This window comes from Phyllobacterium sp. SYP-B3895, from assembly GCF_009647635.1.
GTDB classification, from domain to species: domain Bacteria; phylum Pseudomonadota; class Alphaproteobacteria; order Rhizobiales; family Rhizobiaceae; genus Phyllobacterium; species Phyllobacterium pellucidum.
Map to the genome: position 1 here is coordinate 58,568 of NZ_WJIG01000004.1, position 18,651 is coordinate 77,218.

An 18,651-nucleotide genomic window follows, 5' to 3' on the forward strand; every position below is an offset into this window, starting at 1 on the left:
ATTTCCTGCCGAACCCTGCCCAGCTTTGCGAATTAGCAGCAACGTGGCATGATTTGCCCGCCTCGGCCTTAACCCAGCGAGGAATGCCGCATGGAGGGTCAACATGCGCCCATCACTTCTACTGACGATATTGGTCTTGATGATGTGCGCGCCGGCCAGCGCCCAGCAAAACCCGCCTGCCTCGATCGCAGTGTTTCCCATTGAACTTGAAGACAGGAGTGCGGGCGCCGGCATCATTGCGCCGGATGAGCACGACAAGCGCTATCTTTCCGAGTCAGAACAAATGGCAAAGGACATGCTCACGGGCTCGGGCCGCTATACTGTGGTGGGCGTTACGGTGCCTGCGGAGGCAGAGGCGAAGGGGCTGCGCTATTGCGGGGGCTGCGAGGCCGCTATCGCTCGCCAGAACGGCGCATCGCTCGCACTCCTCGGCGTCGTCACCCGTGTCAACCGCACCGAACATGCCGTATTCATTCGCATCCTTGATGCGAAAAGCGGCAAGACCGTTGCGGAGGGCTTCACCGATCTGCGAATGGGCGCAAATTATGCGTGGCCTCGGTCGGTGAAATGGGTGATGACCAATAAAATTCTGCGCTGATTATTCAGCCACGCTTTCGCCCAGCGTATCGGCAACGACTGCGCCCCGCTTGCCCATGGGCTGCGGCGGACCTGTCGTACTGTCGACTGCGGTTTGGTGTTCAAGCTCCGCATTGAGTTCTGCGCCGAGAATAAGAATGATCAATGAGATCCACATCCACATCATCAGGCCGGCTACTGCGCCCAAGGCGCCATAGGTGGCGTTATAATCAGCAAAGTTTGTAAGATACGATGTGAACGCTGCAGAGGCGGCGATGCCGATCACGGCGGACAATACGGCACCCCACGAAAGCCACCGCCATTTCGCATATTCCCGGTCCGGGCCGTAGCGATAGACGATCGAGATCGCAGCCACGGTAACGCCCATCATAACCGGCCATCGGGCGAGGCTCAGCAAACCGGCGCTCCACCCTTCGAGCCCCATCGCGTCAAGAAGTTTCGGCATGATGCCCAGCGCGAGAAGCAGCACGATTCCGAAAAAAATTCCACCCAGAGTAACGACGAATGAAACGAGGTTCAGTTTGACGAAGCTGCGGGTCTCGTTCTGCCCGTAGGCGACGTTCAACGCTTCGAAAATGCCTTTGACGCCATTATTGGCGCTCCATAGCGCGATGACGAAACCGAACAGGAAGCCGATGCTAAGCAACTTCGTATCCTGCGCGGCGAGTGCCTCGAGTTGAGCACGTATCAGAGCTATCGCGTCATTGGGCAAGATGCCGGCAAGCAGCGAAACATTCCCCGCGACAGAGGCACGATCGGCAAGAAATCCATAAAGCGACACAAAGGCTGTCAAGGCGGGAAAAAGGGCGAGCAGCAAATAAAACGCCGCACCTGCCGCTATCAGCATGATGCGGTCTTGTGACAGCGACTGCCACACCCGGTAAAGGACGTCCTTCCATCCGAGCGCCGGAATCTCCGAAGGCTTCTTGGCGCGACGGCCGCGGGCTTTTTGCCGCGCACGGGCGTTACGCACTTCTTCCTTGGTTCGCTTTGTGGATGCCTTCATGCCCGGGACCGATATCTTTGCCTCTATGCTGCAATTCGCAGACGCGAGCTATGTTCCGGCGACCGCCATGAAAAATGGAGATGTGAGGCTTAGTGACAGTGGCGGCCGGACGGGTTATGCGCTCGCCTGCCGTTTCGTTGGCCAGGACCGGAAACCAGAAAAACTGTCCTGTCCGCCCTACCGTCGCGTCTGGTTAACACGGCCACCACTGTCTAGCGTGACAACGGCCGTGTAAAAGTCGGGTTCCATTCGACGCGGCAAAAAAATCTAAGCTGGCGGAGCGGGCCGCCGCCTCTTGTAGCGCCGTTCGCTGGGCCTGACTTTTCGCGGCAGCTAAGCCCGTGTTGGTGAGGGTTGTCACTTCTTCTGGAACCAAACGGGCCTATTGCCGGTTTCTTGCCCAGGGACACACAAGGAGACAAAACTCATGAAACGCATCGTTGCAATAACCACCGCATTGGTCCTCGCCGGCTCGACTTATGCCTTTGCGCAGGACGCTGTCATCGTGGAAGTTCCACAGCCAGCGCGCGACTATGTCATCGCCCATCCTTCGGATCCTGTTGTGATCGATGGCGATGTTGCCGTTGGAACCGTCGTTCCCCAAGAGGTTCAACTGGTACCGATTCCCGATAGCCCGGACTACGCCTATGTCTACGTCGACAAGCAGCCGATCATCGTATCGCGCAAGGACCGCAAGGTTGTTTATCTATCGCAGTAACGCTGCCCTGTGAGCTAGAATGGAGGGCCTCGTATGGGGCCCTCTTCGCCAGGATTGGCAATTAAAGAGCTATTCGGCTTTTGTGCGCAGGAGGTCAGACACGAAAATCGTCTTCAAAAGTTCGCCCGGCTCATTATAGATGCGCACGACCCATGTCGTTGGATCGTAGCCTTCAATGACCGCGTCGATGAGCGATTCCTTTGCTGCCTTGTGCGCAGCGTCGATCGCAGCTTCATGGTCAGGAAATGCGATCGGTGTAATGGCATCAAGCCCCTCACCTTCATCGAAAACGAAACGAAACAGCGGCATGTGGGACCTCGCACTTCCTTTGTCGAGAATGAACTCTCCGCACCACCATTCGTTCCCTAGGTGAGACCATGAAAGTCGCCGTTGGCTCGTTCTGCCTGGTCCAAACATGCGCGGGCGGATCACGGACCTCGTCAGGATTGGGCAAAGGCACTTCGTCCGGCAGCTGATCGGGAGATGGCGGCTCGACAATGGGCGGCACCGGTCCGGGTCCCGGCGCTGGCACCGGCGGCCTCTCAGGGATTGGCGGATCGGGATTTGGACGAGGACCAGGATCACCCATCAGATTGCTCCCTACTGTTGCTCGAATTTCAATTGGCATCGTAAGTTTCAGTGAAACACATGGAGGAAACGGAAGTTCCGTCACCTTTGGGCACGCATTAGAGAGTGAGAGACTCCGGGAACGCAACGTCTGGAAAATCGTTCACGGGAAGTAGTCGCCAAGCAGACGAGGGTGTCATGAGCAACGAGCCTACAATAGCGGATTTGCGCGAAGAACTGGCGCGGCTGAAGGATGATCTCGCCGTTGCCGAAGGCAGCCAAACCTTCGGCATTTCCACGGAAGGTGATTCAGTACCGGGTGACAGTGCCGCAGAGGTCATACGGCGCAGGATCGCCGAACTGGAAGATGTGCTGAACCGCGCCGGAAATTAACCGGAGCTAGTGTTGCTCCTGATCCCTGAGGTCGAGCCCGAGCAACTTGTTGAGAGCGAGCCGCGCTTCGCGCATGGTCCAACCTGCCGCCATCGCCTCCCTGATGAGATCGATGTAATCTTCACCCGGATCGTGCAGTTCCTCGAACCTTGCCCTGATGGCTTCGACGCAATCCGACTCGCGAACCGAATGGGTTGCCAAACGCGAGGGCGGAGAAATCTGCACCGTCATCATGACGCCTCCAGTCAAGACCAGAACCTTATACCATCAGAAGTTGTAGCAAAATGTAACGGCCCGCGGGTTCGAAAGTTCCAACCCCTGCACTCAGGTTCATCTCACTTCAGGCTACCAGTAGAGGCTGTGAAAACGCGAAAGTGCATTGGCCAACGTCTCGGGCACCTCCTCCGCCATATGGTGCCCGCAAGGCAGGGAGTGGCCGGACAATTCCGTTGCCCACCGCCGCCAGACGCCAAGAACATCGCCGTAGAGGTCCTCGAGATCGTCCTGCCCCGACCATAAAACCTGCAACGGACAGGCCAAGCGCCGTCTGGCGCTCCGGTCGTCCTCGTCGTGGCGCCAGTCGATCTCAAGGCCGGCACGGTAATCCTCGATCATGCCGTGGACCGTCGCCGGATCATGAATGGCTGTGCTGTAATCCGCGAAGTTCGCTTCTCCCATTTTGTCGGCCGTACCACCGTACCATGCGAGCGGATCGGCCAGGATGGCCCGTTCAGGCTTCTCTGCCTGAGCGAAGAAAAACCAGTGCCACCAGGCTTTCCCGAATTTGGCGTCGCATCGCTCGACAGCCTCGATGATTGGAACTCCATCGAGGATTGAGAGAGATCTGATCGTCTGCGGATGATCCATCGCACAGCGAAAAGCCGTATAGCTGCCGCGATCGTGGCCGGCGATCGAGAATGTTTCGAACCCCAGTCCGCGCATCAGCTCGACGCAGTCACGCGCTTTCGCTCGTTTGGACGACCCGGCATGATCGGGATGGTCCGCAGGCTTGGACGAACCGCCAAATCCGCGCAGGTCAGGACAGACAACGGTAAACTCATCCGCGAGCAGAGGAGCGACGCGGTACCAGGTGGTGTGCGTGCGCGGATGCCCGTGCAGCAAAAGCAGCGGCGGTCCGTTACCCCCGTGACGAACCCGCAAGGTGGCCTCGCTGAGAACGATCGTCTCCAAAGTGAATCCCGGAAATATCCCGCCTGTCTGATACGACATCTGTAATTGCTACCGCGCCTCGACCGAAAGATTGAGATAAAGCGGGTTGAATTCCGCGAACTCCTTCAAGGCTTCCCAGTCGACAATTGTCACTGTCCGATTGATCCAGGTCACGAGCTTTTCGCGGCGCAGTGATTGCAGTGTCTTGTTGAGATGGACCACCGAGATACCGACGACATCGGCAAGCTCGACCTGCGACAGCGGCAGGTGGAAGCTTTGATCGGTGGTCAGCCGGACGACCTGCAGGCGGACGTAAAGCTCGCAGATCAGATGGGCAAGATGCGCCTTCTTTGATCTTCGCCCCATCGCGACGATCCATTCGCGATGGATTGCGCCGTCGATCAGGGTGGAAAGCCAGAGCAACCGCGTCAGGTGCGGGACAGTTTCGGTGACCGTCTTGAGAGCGCTGTGGTCGGCGAAAGCGACGCGGCACGGGGACAAGGCGACAATACCGTGGTCCATGATTTTCAGGGGGAATGCGTGAAGATCGACGAAGTCGCCGGGAATATGCAGGGACGTAATCTGTCGGCTTCCGTCATCGAGCACCTTATAGCGCGCGGCGAAGCCTTCCAGCATCAAGGTGCTATATGTCGGCCGTGATCCTTCCCGCACCAGATCTTCATCGATTTCAAATTGTCGCCCGCGTGTGATGATTGATCGAAGAAGCGATTTCTCCTCCTCGGAAACAATATCGCGGCTTTCAAGATTCAGAAGCAGTGATTCAATCAAAGAAACCTCCATCCAATTTTCCAGAATAGTGACGAATGACGGAACTGATTGGCCCACGAACGATTACTATCCTTACGAAACCAGCAGCGTGTACACACAAATGTCCCGATATTACTTTGACTTGCACAATGGCGCCGGCCCCCTGCGCGACGACCACGGGGTGGAATTGGCGACGCTCAATGCCGTAACCCAGGAGGCAACGCGCATCCTGCTTGATATTGCTCGCGACGAAGTCGGCGACACCGGGCGTCTGATTGTCACCGTGACTGTGAGAGACGAGGAAGGGAATCCCATTTCAATCGCGAGCCTGACGTTTTCCAATGAGTGGCTGGAAAATCCGAAGACAGTGCCGTCTCGGTAGATTGCGTTGCTGATCTAGCTACAAGTCTCCGCGAAACCTTTTGTTCCGATTTGATGTGGTTCGCCCATAATCCGGCGATCATCGAGCACTCTCGCAAAAGCATGTTTCGACGATTCCGTTAAACAATTTGAATGACACCCACCAGCGCTGCGTCCAGTGTTCGGTTCAACACTTGACGACGATGAGGAGGCATTCATGCGACGTGCAAGGAAAGCAATATATTCCCGCGAAGACTGGAACCTCATGGAACACGCGCACCGCATCGCGTGCCGCGATCTCCATGTACCGAGTACCAGCCTGGACGAAATCCACAGGGTTGCCAAACGGGTGATGACCCTTTTCGATGGGGGCTTGCGTGACGAAAACCTGATCGCCGCCACTGCGGCAAGTCAGGAGCGCTTCATTGCCGATACGCTTTCTCTTCGCCACAAGAAGGTACCCGCCTAAGGCACGCCTGCCCGGAGCTGCTCGTATGTGCATTGACGAGGGCTCTTGTCGGGACGCCACCGCAACAATTTGGTGCCGTGGCGAAACCGATCACCGCTGACATGATCAAATCTTACCTCGACAACGAGTTGCGGCTTCAACGGTTGCCATTTGCCGCTCCGCTCTGTGCTCCAGCGGCTCGGCCCACCTGGAGCCTTGCCGGTGAAGCCGGGAGGACCGACCAATGCCTCCAGCTTCTCCGTCAGTTCACTGCGCTCCTTATCCGTAATGGTTGATGTATAGCCAACGTGATCGAGCTTGCCGTCACTGTTATAGAGGCCAAGAAGAAGAGAACCGACTTGCTTGCTGTCATGTTCGTAGCGGAACCCGCCAACCACGCAATCCGCCGACTTAAGACGCTTCACCTTGATCATGGCGCGCTCGCCCGGAAGATAGAGGCCGTCCAGGCGCTTGCACACGACGCCATCGGTTCCCGCATAACCATTTTCGAGCCAGATATGTGCTTCGTCGATTTCGCTCGTATGCGGCGATTGGGTCAGCGCGCCTTCGCGCGCGAGCGACACGAACGCGGACAATTGCGCATTACGAACAGTAAGCGGACTATCCATGATTAACTTGCCGTCGGGATTCATCAGCATGTCGAATACGACGAGCCTCGACGGCGTTTCAGCGGCGAGCTTTCTGACACGGCTTTCCGCAGGATGAAGTCGCATTTGCAGGGCTTCAAAGGAGAGCGCGCCGCCGCTCTCGATGACGAGTTCGCCATCGATGACAAAACGTTGAACCGGCAGCGCCGCCAGCAACTCGACCATCTCTGGAAAGAAGCGCCCCAGCGGCTTCCCGGATTTGGCGCGCAAATCAACCTGGTTTCCGTCCTTGAATGCCAGGCAGCGAAATCCATCCCATTTCGGTTCATATTGCCAGCCGCCGTCGGCAGGCAGGGTCTCGGCCGATCGGGCCTCCATCGGCTGCGTATCGAGAGGCAGGGCCAACGCAGAGCGTGACATCTTCCGTTTCGCCACTTCGATCATGCTGCTGCTTTCACGGACTTTCCCAGAAGCTTGATGGCCTTTTCCAATGAACGTTCTCCAGCGAGATAATCCGCCCAAGCGTCGGTCTTTTCGAGAAATGCGGGGACCGTTCGCACGGTAAAACGCTTGGGGTCGAGATCGGCCCGTACGTCCCCCCACGCCAAGGGCATGGATACAGTTGCGCCAGGACGAGCCCGAGGCGAGAGCGGCGCTACCGCGGTCGCCATGCGATCGTTGCGCAAATAATCGAGAAAGATCCGCCCGTTGCGCAGTTTCTTAGCCATCTTGACGAGATAGCGGTCCGGGTGATCATTGGCCATTATCTGGCAGACATCGTGGGCGAATGCCTTTGCCTCGCTCCAGGTGAGCTTGCTCTTCTTGCTGGTCGCAAGTGGCGTGACGACGTGCAGGCCCTTGCCGCCCGTGGTCTTGCAGAAGCAGACGAGGTCCAGCGCTTCGAGACGTTCCCGCATTTCCTTCGCTGCCGCGACCACCACTGAGAATGGCACATCGGGGCCGGGATCCAGATCGAATACCAGCCGTCCTGGAACGTCCGGATTTCCAGGTGCGCAATTCCATGGATGGAGTTCGAGGGCAGCGATCTGGGCGACGGCAATCAATCCCTCCACCCTGTCGATTTGCAGATAGGGCTTTCGATCGCCAGAAACCGTTACCAATTCGATCAGATTCGACGCGCCTTGCATGGCGTGGCGCTGGAAGAACTGTTCTCCACCCATGCCGTCCGGGGCGCGGATGATCGAACATGGCCTCCCCTTGATATGATCAAGCAGCCATGGACCGACCGCCTGGTAATACTCGGCAAGATCAAGCTTGGTGACAGGCCTCTTGTCGCCGGCGTCCGGCCACAGAGGTTTGTCCGGATTGGACAAAACAACACCCATGATTTCGGCCTTCGCTCCGCGTCGCTTGCCGATGCTCCGCGCCTGTTTCTCGGGATCGGGAACGTCCGTGGTTTCAGGTTTGGCCGGCTTCTCCGCCTCGACTTCGAGGGCAGGTTTGTCTTCACGAATACCTTTGAACGAAGCCTGCCGCACGAGACCGTCGGCAGTCCAGCCTTCGAACTCGATCTCCGCAACGAGTTCGGGTTTCACCCATTCGACATCGGGATCGACCTTCTTGGCCATGTTCCCACCGGTGAAGGGCGACTTTTCGGCGCGAAGTGCCTCGAGTCGGGGCAGCAGCGACTTCACTTTTGCCGCTCCATACCCTGTGCCGACGCGGCCGACATAAATGAAATGGTCCTCCCGGAACACACCTACGAGCAGCGAGCGGAATTTTCCGTTGGTCTTCGACCAACCGCCGATGACGACTTCGTGGCCGGCGCGACACTTTGCTTTAACCCACATATCGGTTCGCCCCGAACGGTAGGTTGCGTCGGACCGCTTCGACACAATTCCCTCCAGCGAAAGCTTGCAGGCGGATTTCAGGACCGCGTCACCGCCCGTCTCGAAGTGGTCGACATATCTGAGCCTCGGATCACCGCCCGCGTCGTCGAGGATCGACTGCAGCCGTGCCTTTCGTTCGGTCAAGGGGCGATCGCGCCAATCCTGACCGGCTTCGAACAACAGATCAAAGGCGAAGTAGACAAGGTCGCCGGTCTTGCCATCGGCCTGTGCCGCCTGCAGCGCGGCAAAGTCCGGTGCGCCATGATCATCGAGAGCGCATATCTCTCCATCGATAATCACATCCGGCAATGCCGAGAATGCCTTGGCGATTGCCGTGTACTTCTTCGTCCAGTCAAGACCCTTGCGGGTCCTCAGCGTCGCATCTCCGTCCTTGACCCGTGCCTGGATGCGATAGCCATCGAACTTGATCTCATGCACCCATCCAGCGTCAGAAGGAGGACGCGCAACGCTTTCGCAAAGCTGTGGCGGGATGAAGTCCGGCATCGTCGCTTCACTTGAGGCGGCAGGCGTTCCCCGCTTGCGTTTAGTCGGCGCTGCGGAGCCGTTGCGATTGCTCTCCCAAGTTGCGTCCGCTGCCGCGTCAGAACCCTCCGTCATGAACGGCTTTGGCTTGCGCCCTTTTCCCGAGGCTATTGCCTCCATGGTACGGCCCGACGCCACCGAGGCTGCTTTCTTGAGGATCGCGTCACCGTTTCCATCTACCGAGTGGTCGTCGCGATGCTTGATCAGCAACCAGTTGTTACGCTTGCCGCCGTCCCGGTCATTCTTCATGCGCACGAGCACGAAGCTGCCGTGCAGTTTATTGCCATCCAACGCGAATTTGAGATCGCCCTCCTCGAGCGCCTCCTGAGGGGATTTGGTACCCTCCGGTTCCCAATAACCCCGATCCCACAGCATTACGGTTCCACCGCCATACTGGCCCTTCGGGATCGTGCCTTCGAAGTCGCCATATTCGAGCGGATGATCTTCGACCTCGACGGCGAGCCGCTTGTCCTTTGGGTCAAGCGAGGGCCCCCGCGTCACCGCCCAGGATTTGAATACGCCGTCGAGTTCCAGCCGGAGATCGTAGTGCAGCCTTGAAGCATCGTGCTTTTGGACGACGAAGCGAAGCCTGTTCGACGCATTGACTTCGCCGACGCCGCTTGGCTCCTGTGTGAGCTTGAAGTCGCGTTTGGACGTGTAACGGGAGAGCTTGCCGCTTGCCATGATAACCTCGACCGCGCTTGATACCATGGCAGACAAACGCGCCGGATCGCGAAAAGATGCAGGCGCCCGACGTTTCTGGCGCCAATCTCTCAAATGATAAGCATTACCACGGGATCACAGTTGCTTCTGCTCACGCGATGCCGGGTCGATATCATAAAAATCGTTATTTGACGGCAAGCGAGAGCCTTGCGCCTTTGCGAAACGCCGACCCGCCTGAACTGCTTCGTGCAATCATCCGCTTTTGCGCGTCCTGCAATTCGCGGACGGCCCCCTCATAGTCGAGATTGGCCACGGCTTGATTGCGGACGACGGCAGATCCGTCGACAAAGACATCCCGGACCGCACGATCGGCTGCGCAGTGCAAAAGGTTGCGCAGGGGATCATGCACAGGCTGCATGCCCGGCGTCGCAATGTCGATCAGGACCAGATCAGCCTTGGCTCCGACCTTAAGCTTGCCAATATCGTCGCGTCCAAGCGCCTTGGCGCCGCCGATCGTTGCCGCATTGAAGACGCCTTGCGTATCGATTTCCGCGAAGTTGCGCCCGGCGATGCGCGCGCAGATCAGCGCCTGGCGCATCTCTTCGAGCATATTGAACGGATAGCTGTCAGTGCCGATCCCGATGGTCACCCCCGCGCGTTTATAGGCGCCGATCGTCTCCAACGTCATGCCGCTGCGTGCAAAAGTTACCGGGCAGTGGGCAACCGCTGTCCCGGTCTCGGCCAGGCGGACAATGTCGTTGCGGGTGCGCTGGCGCGTCCAGGAATGGTGATCGGCAAAAATGCAATGGCCGAGGATGAGATCGGGACCGAGTACGCCGATCGCGTCGAGATGCTGGATTGCGGTGCGACCGTGGCGCCGCAAGAGTTCCTCATGCTCGGTCATGGTTTGCGCCGCATGGATGGTAATCGGCGCGCCTCGCCGGCGCGCCTCGTCGGAGGCTTCGGCCATAAGTTCCGGCCGGCAGGTCTCGATCTGCGAGGGCGCGACCACGCCCTGAAGCCTGCCGCTCTCGTGGGCACTGATTTCGTCGACGAGCGCCAAGGCCTGCCGGAATCGATCGTTCCCCGCTGCATCGTCCCAGTCGAAATCCAGGCGGTGGCTTTCGACGACGCGCCACTGCGCCTGGCGAAATCCCGGAGCCAGATATCCGCGCAAGCCGCTTTCCGCCATGGTCGAAATCCAGCGCGGATGATCGCTCGCAATGTCGAGCATCGTCGTCACACCGCTGCGCATCAGATCGCCAAGCATGACAGTCTGCGCCGCGGCTTGTGCGTCCTCATCCGCATCGAGCAAGGCCGAAAATTCGTAAAGCGCATTGCCCCAGAGTGCGGGCGTGCCGGCATCCTCGAACAGTCCCTTGGCGAGCGGCTCGTCGCCTGAATGGCAATGAATATTGACGAGGCCGGGCATAACCATGAGGTTCGTCCCGGAAATCTCCTCGTTTACCGCACCGACGTAATGGCCGCCGACTTGCATAACCCCCGCGCTAGAGAAAGCTACGTCACCGTCATTCATGTAGATGTGAGCATCGGTTTCCGCGTCCCAGGCGACAATCCAGGCAGCGTCCCGGATGACAGTAACTTTCTCAGTCATGACCAACTCTAAATCTCCGTTCAAGAAAGCGGCTGTAGGCGCCCATGATGGCGCTGAAAACGAGGTAGACAAAAGCCGCAAACACATAACCTTCGAGCACGGCAATACCCTGCCACTGGGGATCGCGCATCGCCGCGCGTACCGTGTCGAGGAAATCGAGAAGCCCGACGATCGTCACGAGGGTCGTATCCTGGAAAAAGCCGATGAACAGCGAGACAAGCGGCGGAATGACGATCTTCAGGGCTTGCGGGAGAACGATAAGGCGCATCGTCTGCCAGTAATGCAGGCCCATTGCCGAGGCAGCCTCGACCTGCCCCTTGGGCAGCGCCTGCAATCCGCCCCGAACGACTTCAGCGATATAGGCGGTGGCAAAGAGAATGATTGCGACCTGCGCCCGCAACAGATTGTCGATGTTGAAGCCAGTCGGCAGGAAGAGCGGCAACATGACTGAAGCCATGAACAGAATGCTGATCAACGGGACGCCGCGGACGAGCTCAATGAAGACAACGGCAAGGACACGGATGGCCGGCAGGTTTGACGCGCGCGCAAGCGCCAGCAGCACGCCGAGCGGAAAGGCGCAGACGAGACCGACGGCGGACAGCATGAACGAAAGCGGAAGGCCGCCCCATTTGGACGTCGGCACATAGACAAGGCCTGCAAATCCACCGAGCATAAGCCAGAAAATGACGATGCACGCCGCGGCACCGAGGACGAGGAGCCGGCGCCCCCAGAACATCGGGATCATGGCGATGCCGCATGTGCCGAAGAACAGCAGCAGGGCAAGAAGCGGCCGCCACTGTTCTTCAAAGGGGTAGAACCCAAACAGCATGAAGCGAATCTTGGCAACGAGGAATGGCCAGCATGCCCCGCCCTGCTGCTGGCAAACAGCAGGCGCTCCCGTAAAGACAGCATCAACCAACAGCCAGGCGATGACATGCTTCAGTGCCCAGGCGATGACGAGGATGCAGCCGACGGTGATAGCGCCATTGATCGGCGTGCCGAAATAGGGCTTGAGCTTGCTCTTCATGGAGAGCGAGGGCCGATAGCGCTGGACGGAGATGGAGACGTCTTCTGTGGTCATGTCACCTCTCCCGCAATGCGACGCGCGCATTGTACCAGTTCATGAACAGCGAGATGGTGATCGACAGGCTGAGATAGACCAGCATGAACAGGGCGATCGGCTCTATTGCCTGCCCGGTCTGGTTCATTGTGGTGTTGGAAACCATTACCACGTCGGGATAGCCGATGGCTATCGCCAGCGACGAGTTCTTGAAGACGTTGAGATAGGCGCTCGTCATTGGGGGGATGATGACGCGCAGGGCCTGGGGCAAGATGACCAGCCGCATGATACGTGAGGGTCTGAGCCCGAGCGCGGCCGCGGCTTCACGCTGGCCCTTGCGGATCGAAAGGATGCCGCTGCGGACGATCTCGGCGACGTTGGCCGATGCGCTGAGGGCGAGGCCGACAAAGAGAGCGACAAACTCCGGCGTTAGCTGCGCGCCGCCAGCGAGGCGAAAACGGCCGAGTTCCGGCAGACTGAGATCGAGTTCGGGACGCAGGATGAGCCAGGCGACCACCGGTGGAACGGCAATGATTGCGCTGACGAGCGGCCAGTTGGACTGATCCGTCCCGCTTTCGATACGCCGCAGCCGAAGGTGGCGCGCATAGAGATAGGCCAATCCGCAACCGAACAGGAATGCCACTGCGATGATCGTGTGATCGTTGCTCCAGGCGATGGATGGAACTGCGAGGCCGCTATTGCTGAGAAAGACGAACGGCAGAAGCTGCAAGGCCTCGCGTACCGGCGGAAGGATCGTGACGATGACCGCATAGCAGAGAAACAGCAACAGCAGCAGCGGGACGTTGCGCAGGGCCTCGACATAGAGGAGCATCAGACGGGCGAATAAAGGGTTGGACGAGAGCCGGCCAATCCCGACCAGAGTGCCGATGATCGTGGCGGCAACCGATGCGAGGATAGAGACGCGTATCGTGTTGAGGATGCCGACAAGCAGCGCCTTCGCATAGCCGTCGGATGGCTGATAGTCGATCGGCGATTGGCTGATGACGAATCCAGCCTCGCGCCAGAGATAGGAAAAGCCCGTGGCGATGCTTTGCCGTGCAAGGTTTTCCGAAACATTATTGAAGAGATAGAGGCCCGCGGCAACGACGCTGGCGACGCACAAGCATTGATAAAGAATGCCCCGCGTCCGCTTATCGCGGAAATTCAAGCGGAACGGTGCCTGCGCGACACGCATCGAAGCCCCCCAGCATGCAAGATCCGATTGAAATGGATGAGCCGATGCGGAGATTTATCCCGCACCGGCTCGCGTTAGCTCAGCGGAACGGCGCCGCGTAAAGCAGGCCGCCATTGGTCCATTGATTATTGGGACCGCGGGTCAGGCCGAGGGCGGTTTTTTCGCCAAGATTGCGCTCGAACATTTCGCCGTAATTGCCGACGCCCTTGATGGCATTGTAGAGCCACTTGTTGTCGAGGCCGAGCATGGGTCCAAGATCCCCGGTCACGCCAAGCATGCGCTGGATCTCAGGGTCTTCGCTCTTTGTCTTTTCGTCGATATTGGCTTGGGTAATCCCCTTCTCTTCCGCGGCAATGATGCCATAGGTGGTGAAGGAAACGATATCGCGCCAATTGTCGTCGCCCTGCCGTACGGCCGGAGCAAGCGGTTCCTTCGAGATCGTATCCGGGAGGATGATGTAGTCGGCCGGGTTCTGGGCGACAGCGCGAATGGATGCGAGATCGGAGCGATCACTGCTCAGCGCATCGCAACGCCCGGAGAAGAATGTGTTGCGCAGTTCGTCGGGATTTTCGAAGACGACGGATTCAAACTTGCCGTTGTTGGTGCGGAAGAAATCGGCAAGGTTCTGTAGGGTCGTCGTGCCCGGAAGAATACAGATTGCTGCATCGTTCAATTCCTTGGCGCTCTTCACGCCAAGCTTGGCCGGAACCATAATTCCCTGTCCGTCATAGAAGACGGTCGGTCCGAAATCGAGGCCGAGCGACGCTTCGCGCGAGAAGGTCATCGTCGTCTGGCGCGAGAGGATGTCGATCTCGCCCGACTGAAGTGCCTGAAAGCGCGTATTGATGTTGGTGAGAACGAAATCGACCTTGTCAGGCGACCCGAAGACTGCGGCAGCAACAGCGCGGCACACATCCGCATCGAAGCCCTGCATGACGCCCTTGCTGTCGGCGTAGGCAAATCCGGCGACATTCATCGAAACACCGCAAATGAGCTTGCCGCGCTTCTTGACCGTGTCGAGTGTCTGTTGTGCTGAGGCCGACGTGGTGCCCATCGCAGCAAGAGCCGCCAGCGACGCGAATACAAAACTCCTAATCCATTTTGATTTCATTTTGTTCCCTCGTGTTTGTATTTTTGTATACGATAATCACACTTATTGCATCCTGTCACGTACTGATTTTGCCGGGCGAATGGTCTCCCCCGGTGCCAAAATCAGCAGTGTTCAGAATCTCCGAGTTCTCGATTGCGCGGGTCGCCGTAGGCCGGCCATGGCTTCGGCCTGGACGAGCCCCGCATGGAATGAACAGACGAGCGGGATATCCCATTCCGGCTGCAGATCTTGAGCAATTCCGGCGAGCGCAGCCCCGCCAATGATGACGACATCAGCGCCCTGCTCGCGGACTGCCTTGTCGACGAGCACTCGCACCGCACTGCGCGCCTCGTCGGGCCGCGCGGCCAGATCAAGCGCCCTTCCCGGAATGGCGTACATGCCGCAGCAGCGATCTTCCAGCCGCTGCTGGCGCATCAGTTCGCGCAACATTCCCGGCCAGCGCTCGCCGATGGTTACGATCGCAAAGCGTTCACCGAGCTGCAAGGCAGATACAATGGAGGCTTCCGCCATGCCGACGACAGGGAAATCAAAGACTTCCTTGGCGGCTCCGATGCCGGGTTCACCAAAACAGGCCAACAGACAGGCATCGTATATATTGTCGCTGGCCTCTGCCAAATGTTCCTTGACCGTATCGATGATGGCATGAGCCGCGACCGCCGCACTTTCGCGATCGCTGATATACTCAGCGCCAAACCGTGCGGTCAGCGCAGTGACATTGCGTTCGGATGGCAGCATGGCGCGCGCCTGATCCCGCAACCGTTCGGTCAAGGCCAGGTTGGTATTACCATTGACAATAAGGAGTTTCGAACTCTGGCTCTCAAGCATGGCCAGCCCTGCAGGAAGCTGCGCTCGTCGCCCGCCGAATGAAGATTACGCTTGTCCCTGGCGATGCCGTGAACATGACCGTGTGCTCCCCCTATTCCCGCTGCTTATGGTCGAACGCACCGGGCCTCTTTACGAAGACTATATACCGCTCGCGAAAAATAGTATACAAAAATAAATCGAAATAGCATACACTATTGCCAATTCACGGATTCCGTCTGATACGATATAAGTTGGTGATCAACAGATGGGTTGCACATGAACGAACAGACCTTGACCACCGGTAAAAAGCGCCAGCGTCTCCCAAGCAGCAATACAATGTATGAAGCCTTGCGGCGGGCGATCATCGAGCGCGCCCTGCGCCCCGGCGACAAATTGCCGGAGGACGTCATCGGCGATCGCTTCGGTGTCAGTCGCACCATCGTGCGAAGCGTGCTTGGGCGTCTGCACGGCGAGGGTTTGATCGACCTGAAGCCAAATCGCGGCGCGACCGTGGCTCAGCCGACGCTCGAAGAAGCCTACGATATCTTCGAAACGCGGCGGAGCCTCGAACGCGATGTGGTGCGCCGCCTCGTCGAGCGCATCACACCGGCAGAGATCAAGCGCCTCAAGGACCATGTCGCGCGCGAGGAAACCGCCCGCACCCAGGATTCACCCGACTCGATCCGGCTCGCCGGCGAGTTCCACATTCTTCTCGCCGAGATGGCGGGCAATGCCGTAACGGCACGCTACGTAAACGAACTCGTGTCGCGCTGTTCGCTTATTCTCGCCCTCTATGGCCGGCCGCACTCTTCGGACTGCGCGGTCAACGAGCATCTTGAAATCGTTGCCGCTTTGCAAAAGGGCGATAGCGAGAGGGCTTTCGCCGTCATGGATCACCACCTTGAGGCGGTCACCGAACGCGCTTTGCTGACGTCAAGCAATCACCAGCGTGATATCCGGTCGATATTGGACGACTATGTGAAATGATGCCATTCCCGGCAAGGGAATGGCACGGTTTTATCAGGAGGCCTTCGCCTCGATTGTCGTCTCGGTCTTTGCCTTGTAATCGGCCACCGACATGGTCTTCAGCTCGAAATAATCGCGCGTCGTCGCATAGCCATGACCGCCCATGCGGCCAACCGCATCAAGCACCGTGGCGTCTACGTAGAGCTTATCGGCGTCGATGGCATTCTCGTGGAAATGCGCGTAGACGACCTCTCCAAGTACGATTTCACGGCTTTCACCGATATTGAGGAATGAATGCAACCGGCATTCCAATGCCGCGGGCGCTTCGGCGATACGGCCGGCCGCGATAGCTTTACCTGGCGCAATCGTCAGGCCTGCCTCGGCGATCTCGTCGACGCTCGCGTCAAAGGGCACCGCGCAGATGTTCATCTCGTCCATGATCGATCCCGATACAACATTGACCGTGAAGCAGCCGGTATCCCTAATGTTGCGTACCGTGTCCTTGGAGTGCCCGCTCGGCGAATACTCAACCCCAAGCGCGACAATGGCGGGGTCCGACGAAAGGCAATTGAAGAAGCTGAATGGCGCTGCGTTGGCGCGTCCCTCGCGGTCGACAGTGGATACCAGTGCGATCGGGCGCGGAACAACTGTGCCGATCAGGATCTTGTACCGTTCACGCGGCGTAAGGGTGTTGAAATCAAAGGAAACACTGTTCATCGGAAGTCTTTCAAATGGTTGATTAGGTTAGACGACACGCCGCTCATTCGATGAGATCGGTGTCGCGGGCGTGGCCCCAGAACATGGGTGGCGTGCGAACGAGATCGTGCAGATCGAGGCGCTCGATCATGCGCTCGGTTTCACGCTGCGCCGCATCGAGAACGGCATCCTGATCGACATGGACGGGATGGCGATCCCGCAACAACACGCGGCCGCCGACGAGGACCGTGTGAACGTCATTGCCATTGGCGAAATAGGTGACGCGGAACTCCGGCATGTTTGCCGGATAAAGATGCGGGCGTCGCAGGTCCAGGAGGATTATATCGGCCTTCTTGCCGGGCTCGAGCGAACCGATTTCGTGGTCGAGACCAAGTGCCCGCGCGCCGTCAATCGTGCACATTTCGAGGACCTTGCCCGGCGGCATCCAGCTCGGGTCGTGGAAATGCGTCCGGTGGTAATGCATGCATTGCTGCATGTGACGAAACATATCCGCCGAGCGGTCCGGCGCCGTTGCGTCGGATCCCATTGCAACGAGCACACCAGCCTGCAGGAGCTCGGGCACCGGGCAGCGGGCGAGGATCGAGGCAATCGCACTCGGATTGTGAACGATGCGCGTATCGGTGCGCGCGCAGATCGCGATCTCGTCGTCGTCAAGTCCGGTTGCGTGCGAAAGCAGCGTCCGCGGCCCAAGAATCCCGATTTCGTCGGCAATCCGCACGCTCCCCCTGGTATGGCCGTCCTGCATGAAGACCAGTCCGCGTTCCTCGGCGAAAGTCTTTACGGCGCGCGATTGGGAAACAGCATCATCGGCGCCTGGCACGTCCAGATTTTCCTGATGCAGGGTCGGCGTGAGCATGGCGACGTGAAGACGTCCTTCATGGCTATCGTGCCAGCGTCCGGTCAACTCCTCGCAGGTAGCAAACTGCTGCTCGAACGAGACGGGGTGATCGGTCCGTTCAGAACCCTTCCAGCGCGCGTAAGTCAGGGGATGAGGTGGTCGGGTTGTGCCAACAGCGACGACAGAGCGTGTACCGATGCCAAGGACGCCTTCCATATGTGCGTCGCCATAGACTGCTTCGTCCGTCCGCATGACGGAATCACCGCCGCCGAGCAGTGAAACGCCGGTCGTCACCCCGAAGCGCAGACGCTCCAGCGCGGCAAGCTGGGCCTCGGCATGCCAGAATTCCGGGGTCGAGCCGACCGTATAGGCGCCCTGGCAGGCGCGGTACCAAAGGTCGCTGCGCCCGCCGCCGAGGGTCTTGATAAGGCCGTGGCCGGCATGGGCATGGCTGTCGACGAGTCCCGGCATGATGGCCATGCCGCGCGCGTCGATGACTTCACGGGCAGGGTGATCGCGGGCCACAATATCGGTTGGACCGACGGCGACGATACGATCGCCCTCGATCGCCACCGCGCCGTCAGCAATGATGCGCCGATCCGGATCGATGGCGATGACGGTTCCGTTTTTTATGAGAATATCTGCCATTGCCTG

At 58.7% G+C, this 18,651-nt stretch carries 20 protein-coding genes; 6 read left to right on the forward strand and 14 right to left on the reverse strand.

Annotated features, from left to right (window positions below; translation table 11 throughout):
- Positions 1 to 103 precede the first annotated feature (103 nt).
- Entirely contained in the window at positions 104 to 598 is a 495-nt protein-coding gene (locus GF108_RS17930) for a DUF2380 domain-containing protein (RefSeq protein WP_153669636.1), read from the forward strand.
- On the opposite strand, the gene GF108_RS17935 is transcribed toward GF108_RS17930, so the two are convergent.
- Positions 599 to 1,603, reverse strand: coding sequence for a YihY/virulence factor BrkB family protein (locus tag GF108_RS17935; RefSeq protein WP_036814617.1), 1,005 nt, complete (start codon positions 1,601 to 1,603; stop codon positions 599 to 601).
- Positions 1,604 to 2,030: 427 nt separating this feature from the next.
- On the opposite strand from GF108_RS17935, the gene GF108_RS17940 reads away from it, so the two are divergent.
- Positions 2,031 to 2,321 (forward strand): DUF1236 domain-containing protein, encoded by a 291-nt coding sequence (locus tag GF108_RS17940; RefSeq protein WP_153669638.1) that lies wholly within the window; start codon positions 2,031 to 2,033, stop codon positions 2,319 to 2,321.
- A gap of 69 nt (positions 2,322 to 2,390) precedes the next feature.
- Here the strand turns inward: GF108_RS17940 and GF108_RS17945 are convergent, their stop codons facing one another.
- A complete protein-coding gene (locus GF108_RS17945) occupies positions 2,391 to 2,630 on the reverse strand; it encodes a hypothetical protein (RefSeq protein ID WP_153669640.1) in 240 nt (79 codons plus the stop codon).
- A gap of 456 nt (positions 2,631 to 3,086) precedes the next feature.
- Here GF108_RS17945 and GF108_RS17950 point away from each other — a divergent pair, with 456 nt between their 5' ends.
- The gene (locus tag GF108_RS17950; RefSeq protein ID WP_153669642.1) at positions 3,087 to 3,281 is read left to right on the forward strand and encodes a hypothetical protein; all 195 of its coding nucleotides are present in this window, start codon (positions 3,087 to 3,089) and stop codon (positions 3,279 to 3,281) included.
- Between the two features lie 6 nt (positions 3,282 to 3,287).
- On the opposite strand, the gene GF108_RS17955 is transcribed toward GF108_RS17950, so the two are convergent.
- The 3 genes from GF108_RS17955 to GF108_RS17965 form a co-directional block, all read right to left on the reverse strand.
- On the reverse strand, positions 3,288 to 3,512 hold the full coding sequence (locus tag GF108_RS17955) for a hypothetical protein (RefSeq protein ID WP_172982672.1): 225 nt from the start codon (positions 3,510 to 3,512) through the stop codon (positions 3,288 to 3,290).
- 114 nt (positions 3,513 to 3,626) lie between these two features.
- Positions 3,627 to 4,490 (reverse strand): alpha/beta fold hydrolase, encoded by an 864-nt coding sequence (locus tag GF108_RS17960; RefSeq protein ID WP_370462252.1) that lies wholly within the window; start codon positions 4,488 to 4,490, stop codon positions 3,627 to 3,629.
- 30 nt (positions 4,491 to 4,520) lie between these two features.
- On the reverse strand, positions 4,521 to 5,240 hold the full coding sequence (locus GF108_RS17965; protein WP_153669646.1) for a Crp/Fnr family transcriptional regulator: 720 nt from the start codon (positions 5,238 to 5,240) through the stop codon (positions 4,521 to 4,523).
- A 100-nt stretch (positions 5,241 to 5,340) separates the two neighbouring features.
- Between GF108_RS17965 and GF108_RS17970 the strand changes: the two genes are divergently transcribed.
- Both GF108_RS17970 and GF108_RS17975 read left to right on the forward strand, forming a co-directional pair.
- Entirely contained in the window at positions 5,341 to 5,601 is a 261-nt protein-coding gene (locus GF108_RS17970; protein WP_027232026.1) for a hypothetical protein, read from the forward strand.
- 195 nt (positions 5,602 to 5,796) lie between these two features.
- Positions 5,797 to 6,048 (forward strand): hypothetical protein, encoded by a 252-nt coding sequence (locus tag GF108_RS17975; protein ID WP_139217681.1) that lies wholly within the window; start codon positions 5,797 to 5,799, stop codon positions 6,046 to 6,048.
- On the opposite strand, the gene GF108_RS17980 is transcribed toward GF108_RS17975, so the two are convergent.
- From GF108_RS17980 to GF108_RS18010, 7 genes are all read right to left on the reverse strand, one after another.
- Positions 6,045 to 7,055, reverse strand: coding sequence for an ATP-dependent DNA ligase (locus GF108_RS17980; RefSeq protein ID WP_153669648.1), 1,011 nt, complete (start codon positions 7,053 to 7,055; stop codon positions 6,045 to 6,047). The genes GF108_RS17975 and GF108_RS17980 overlap by 4 nt on opposite strands.
- Before the next feature lie 20 nt (positions 7,056 to 7,075).
- On the reverse strand, positions 7,076 to 9,712 hold the full coding sequence (gene ligD, locus GF108_RS17985; RefSeq protein ID WP_153669650.1) for a DNA ligase D: 2,637 nt from the start codon (positions 9,710 to 9,712) through the stop codon (positions 7,076 to 7,078).
- Positions 9,713 to 9,875: 163 nt separating this feature from the next.
- Positions 9,876 to 11,306, reverse strand: coding sequence for an amidohydrolase family protein (locus GF108_RS17990; protein WP_153669652.1), 1,431 nt, complete (start codon positions 11,304 to 11,306; stop codon positions 9,876 to 9,878).
- Positions 11,299 to 12,387, reverse strand: a complete 1,089-nt coding sequence (locus tag GF108_RS17995; protein ID WP_210386105.1) for an amino acid ABC transporter permease — start codon at positions 12,385 to 12,387, stop codon at positions 11,299 to 11,301. Before GF108_RS17995 ends, GF108_RS17990 begins: the two co-directional genes overlap by 8 nt.
- 1 nt (position 12,388) lies before the next feature.
- Positions 12,389 to 13,561: an amino acid ABC transporter permease gene (locus GF108_RS18000; RefSeq protein WP_153669654.1), complete on the reverse strand. Its 1,173-nt coding sequence runs from the start codon at positions 13,559 to 13,561 to the stop codon at positions 12,389 to 12,391.
- Positions 13,562 to 13,640: 79 nt separating this feature from the next.
- Positions 13,641 to 14,672: an amino acid ABC transporter substrate-binding protein gene (locus GF108_RS18005; RefSeq protein WP_153669656.1), complete on the reverse strand. Its 1,032-nt coding sequence runs from the start codon at positions 14,670 to 14,672 to the stop codon at positions 13,641 to 13,643.
- A gap of 111 nt (positions 14,673 to 14,783) precedes the next feature.
- Positions 14,784 to 15,497, reverse strand: a complete 714-nt coding sequence (locus GF108_RS18010; RefSeq protein WP_153669658.1) for an aspartate/glutamate racemase family protein — start codon at positions 15,495 to 15,497, stop codon at positions 14,784 to 14,786.
- Positions 15,498 to 15,752: 255 nt separating this feature from the next.
- On the opposite strand from GF108_RS18010, the gene GF108_RS18015 reads away from it, so the two are divergent.
- Entirely contained in the window at positions 15,753 to 16,463 is a 711-nt protein-coding gene (locus GF108_RS18015; protein WP_081815898.1) for a GntR family transcriptional regulator, read from the forward strand.
- A 33-nt stretch (positions 16,464 to 16,496) separates the two neighbouring features.
- On the opposite strand, the gene GF108_RS18020 is transcribed toward GF108_RS18015, so the two are convergent.
- Both GF108_RS18020 and GF108_RS18025 read right to left on the reverse strand, forming a co-directional pair.
- Positions 16,497 to 17,159 carry a flavin reductase family protein gene (locus GF108_RS18020; RefSeq protein WP_027232035.1) on the reverse strand — a complete coding sequence of 221 codons (663 nt, stop codon included), beginning with the start codon at positions 17,157 to 17,159 and terminating at the stop codon, positions 16,497 to 16,499.
- A 43-nt stretch (positions 17,160 to 17,202) separates the two neighbouring features.
- Entirely contained in the window at positions 17,203 to 18,645 is a 1,443-nt protein-coding gene (locus GF108_RS18025; RefSeq protein ID WP_153669660.1) for an amidohydrolase family protein, read from the reverse strand.
- Between the last annotated feature and the right edge of the window lie 6 nt (positions 18,646 to 18,651).

What these genes read in the sequence shown, in the direction of transcription:
- GF108_RS17930 (WP_153669636.1), top strand. Translation starts at nt 104, where the DNA reads ATGCGCCCATCACTTCTACTGACGATATTGGTCTTGATGATGTGCGCG.
- GF108_RS17935 (WP_036814617.1), bottom strand. Translation starts at nt 1,603, where the DNA reads ATGAAGGCATCCACAAAGCGAACCAAGGAAGAAGTGCGTAACGCCCGT.
- GF108_RS17940 (WP_153669638.1), top strand. Translation starts at nt 2,031, where the DNA reads ATGAAACGCATCGTTGCAATAACCACCGCATTGGTCCTCGCCGGCTCG.
- GF108_RS17945 (WP_153669640.1), bottom strand. Translation starts at nt 2,630, where the DNA reads ATGCCGCTGTTTCGTTTCGTTTTCGATGAAGGTGAGGGGCTTGATGCC.
- GF108_RS17950 (WP_153669642.1), top strand. Translation starts at nt 3,087, where the DNA reads ATGAGCAACGAGCCTACAATAGCGGATTTGCGCGAAGAACTGGCGCGG.
- GF108_RS17955 (WP_172982672.1), bottom strand. Translation starts at nt 3,512, where the DNA reads ATGACGGTGCAGATTTCTCCGCCCTCGCGTTTGGCAACCCATTCGGTT.
- GF108_RS17970 (WP_027232026.1), top strand. Translation starts at nt 5,341, where the DNA reads ATGTCCCGATATTACTTTGACTTGCACAATGGCGCCGGCCCCCTGCGC.
- GF108_RS17975 (WP_139217681.1), top strand. Translation starts at nt 5,797, where the DNA reads ATGCGACGTGCAAGGAAAGCAATATATTCCCGCGAAGACTGGAACCTC.
- GF108_RS17980 (WP_153669648.1), bottom strand. Translation starts at nt 7,055, where the DNA reads ATGTCACGCTCTGCGTTGGCCCTGCCTCTCGATACGCAGCCGATGGAG.
- ligD (WP_153669650.1), bottom strand. Translation starts at nt 9,712, where the DNA reads ATGGCAAGCGGCAAGCTCTCCCGTTACACGTCCAAACGCGACTTCAAG.
- GF108_RS17990 (WP_153669652.1), bottom strand. Translation starts at nt 11,306, where the DNA reads ATGACTGAGAAAGTTACTGTCATCCGGGACGCTGCCTGGATTGTCGCC.
- GF108_RS17995 (WP_210386105.1), bottom strand. Translation starts at nt 12,387, where the DNA reads ATGACCACAGAAGACGTCTCCATCTCCGTCCAGCGCTATCGGCCCTCG.
- GF108_RS18000 (WP_153669654.1), bottom strand. Translation starts at nt 13,561, where the DNA reads ATGCGTGTCGCGCAGGCACCGTTCCGCTTGAATTTCCGCGATAAGCGG.
- GF108_RS18005 (WP_153669656.1), bottom strand. Translation starts at nt 14,672, where the DNA reads ATGAAATCAAAATGGATTAGGAGTTTTGTATTCGCGTCGCTGGCGGCT.
- GF108_RS18010 (WP_153669658.1), bottom strand. Translation starts at nt 15,497, where the DNA reads ATGCTTGAGAGCCAGAGTTCGAAACTCCTTATTGTCAATGGTAATACC.
- GF108_RS18015 (WP_081815898.1), top strand. Translation starts at nt 15,753, where the DNA reads ATGAACGAACAGACCTTGACCACCGGTAAAAAGCGCCAGCGTCTCCCA.
- GF108_RS18020 (WP_027232035.1), bottom strand. Translation starts at nt 17,159, where the DNA reads ATGAACAGTGTTTCCTTTGATTTCAACACCCTTACGCCGCGTGAACGG.
- GF108_RS18025 (WP_153669660.1), bottom strand. Translation starts at nt 18,645, where the DNA reads ATGGCAGATATTCTCATAAAAAACGGAACCGTCATCGCCATCGATCCG.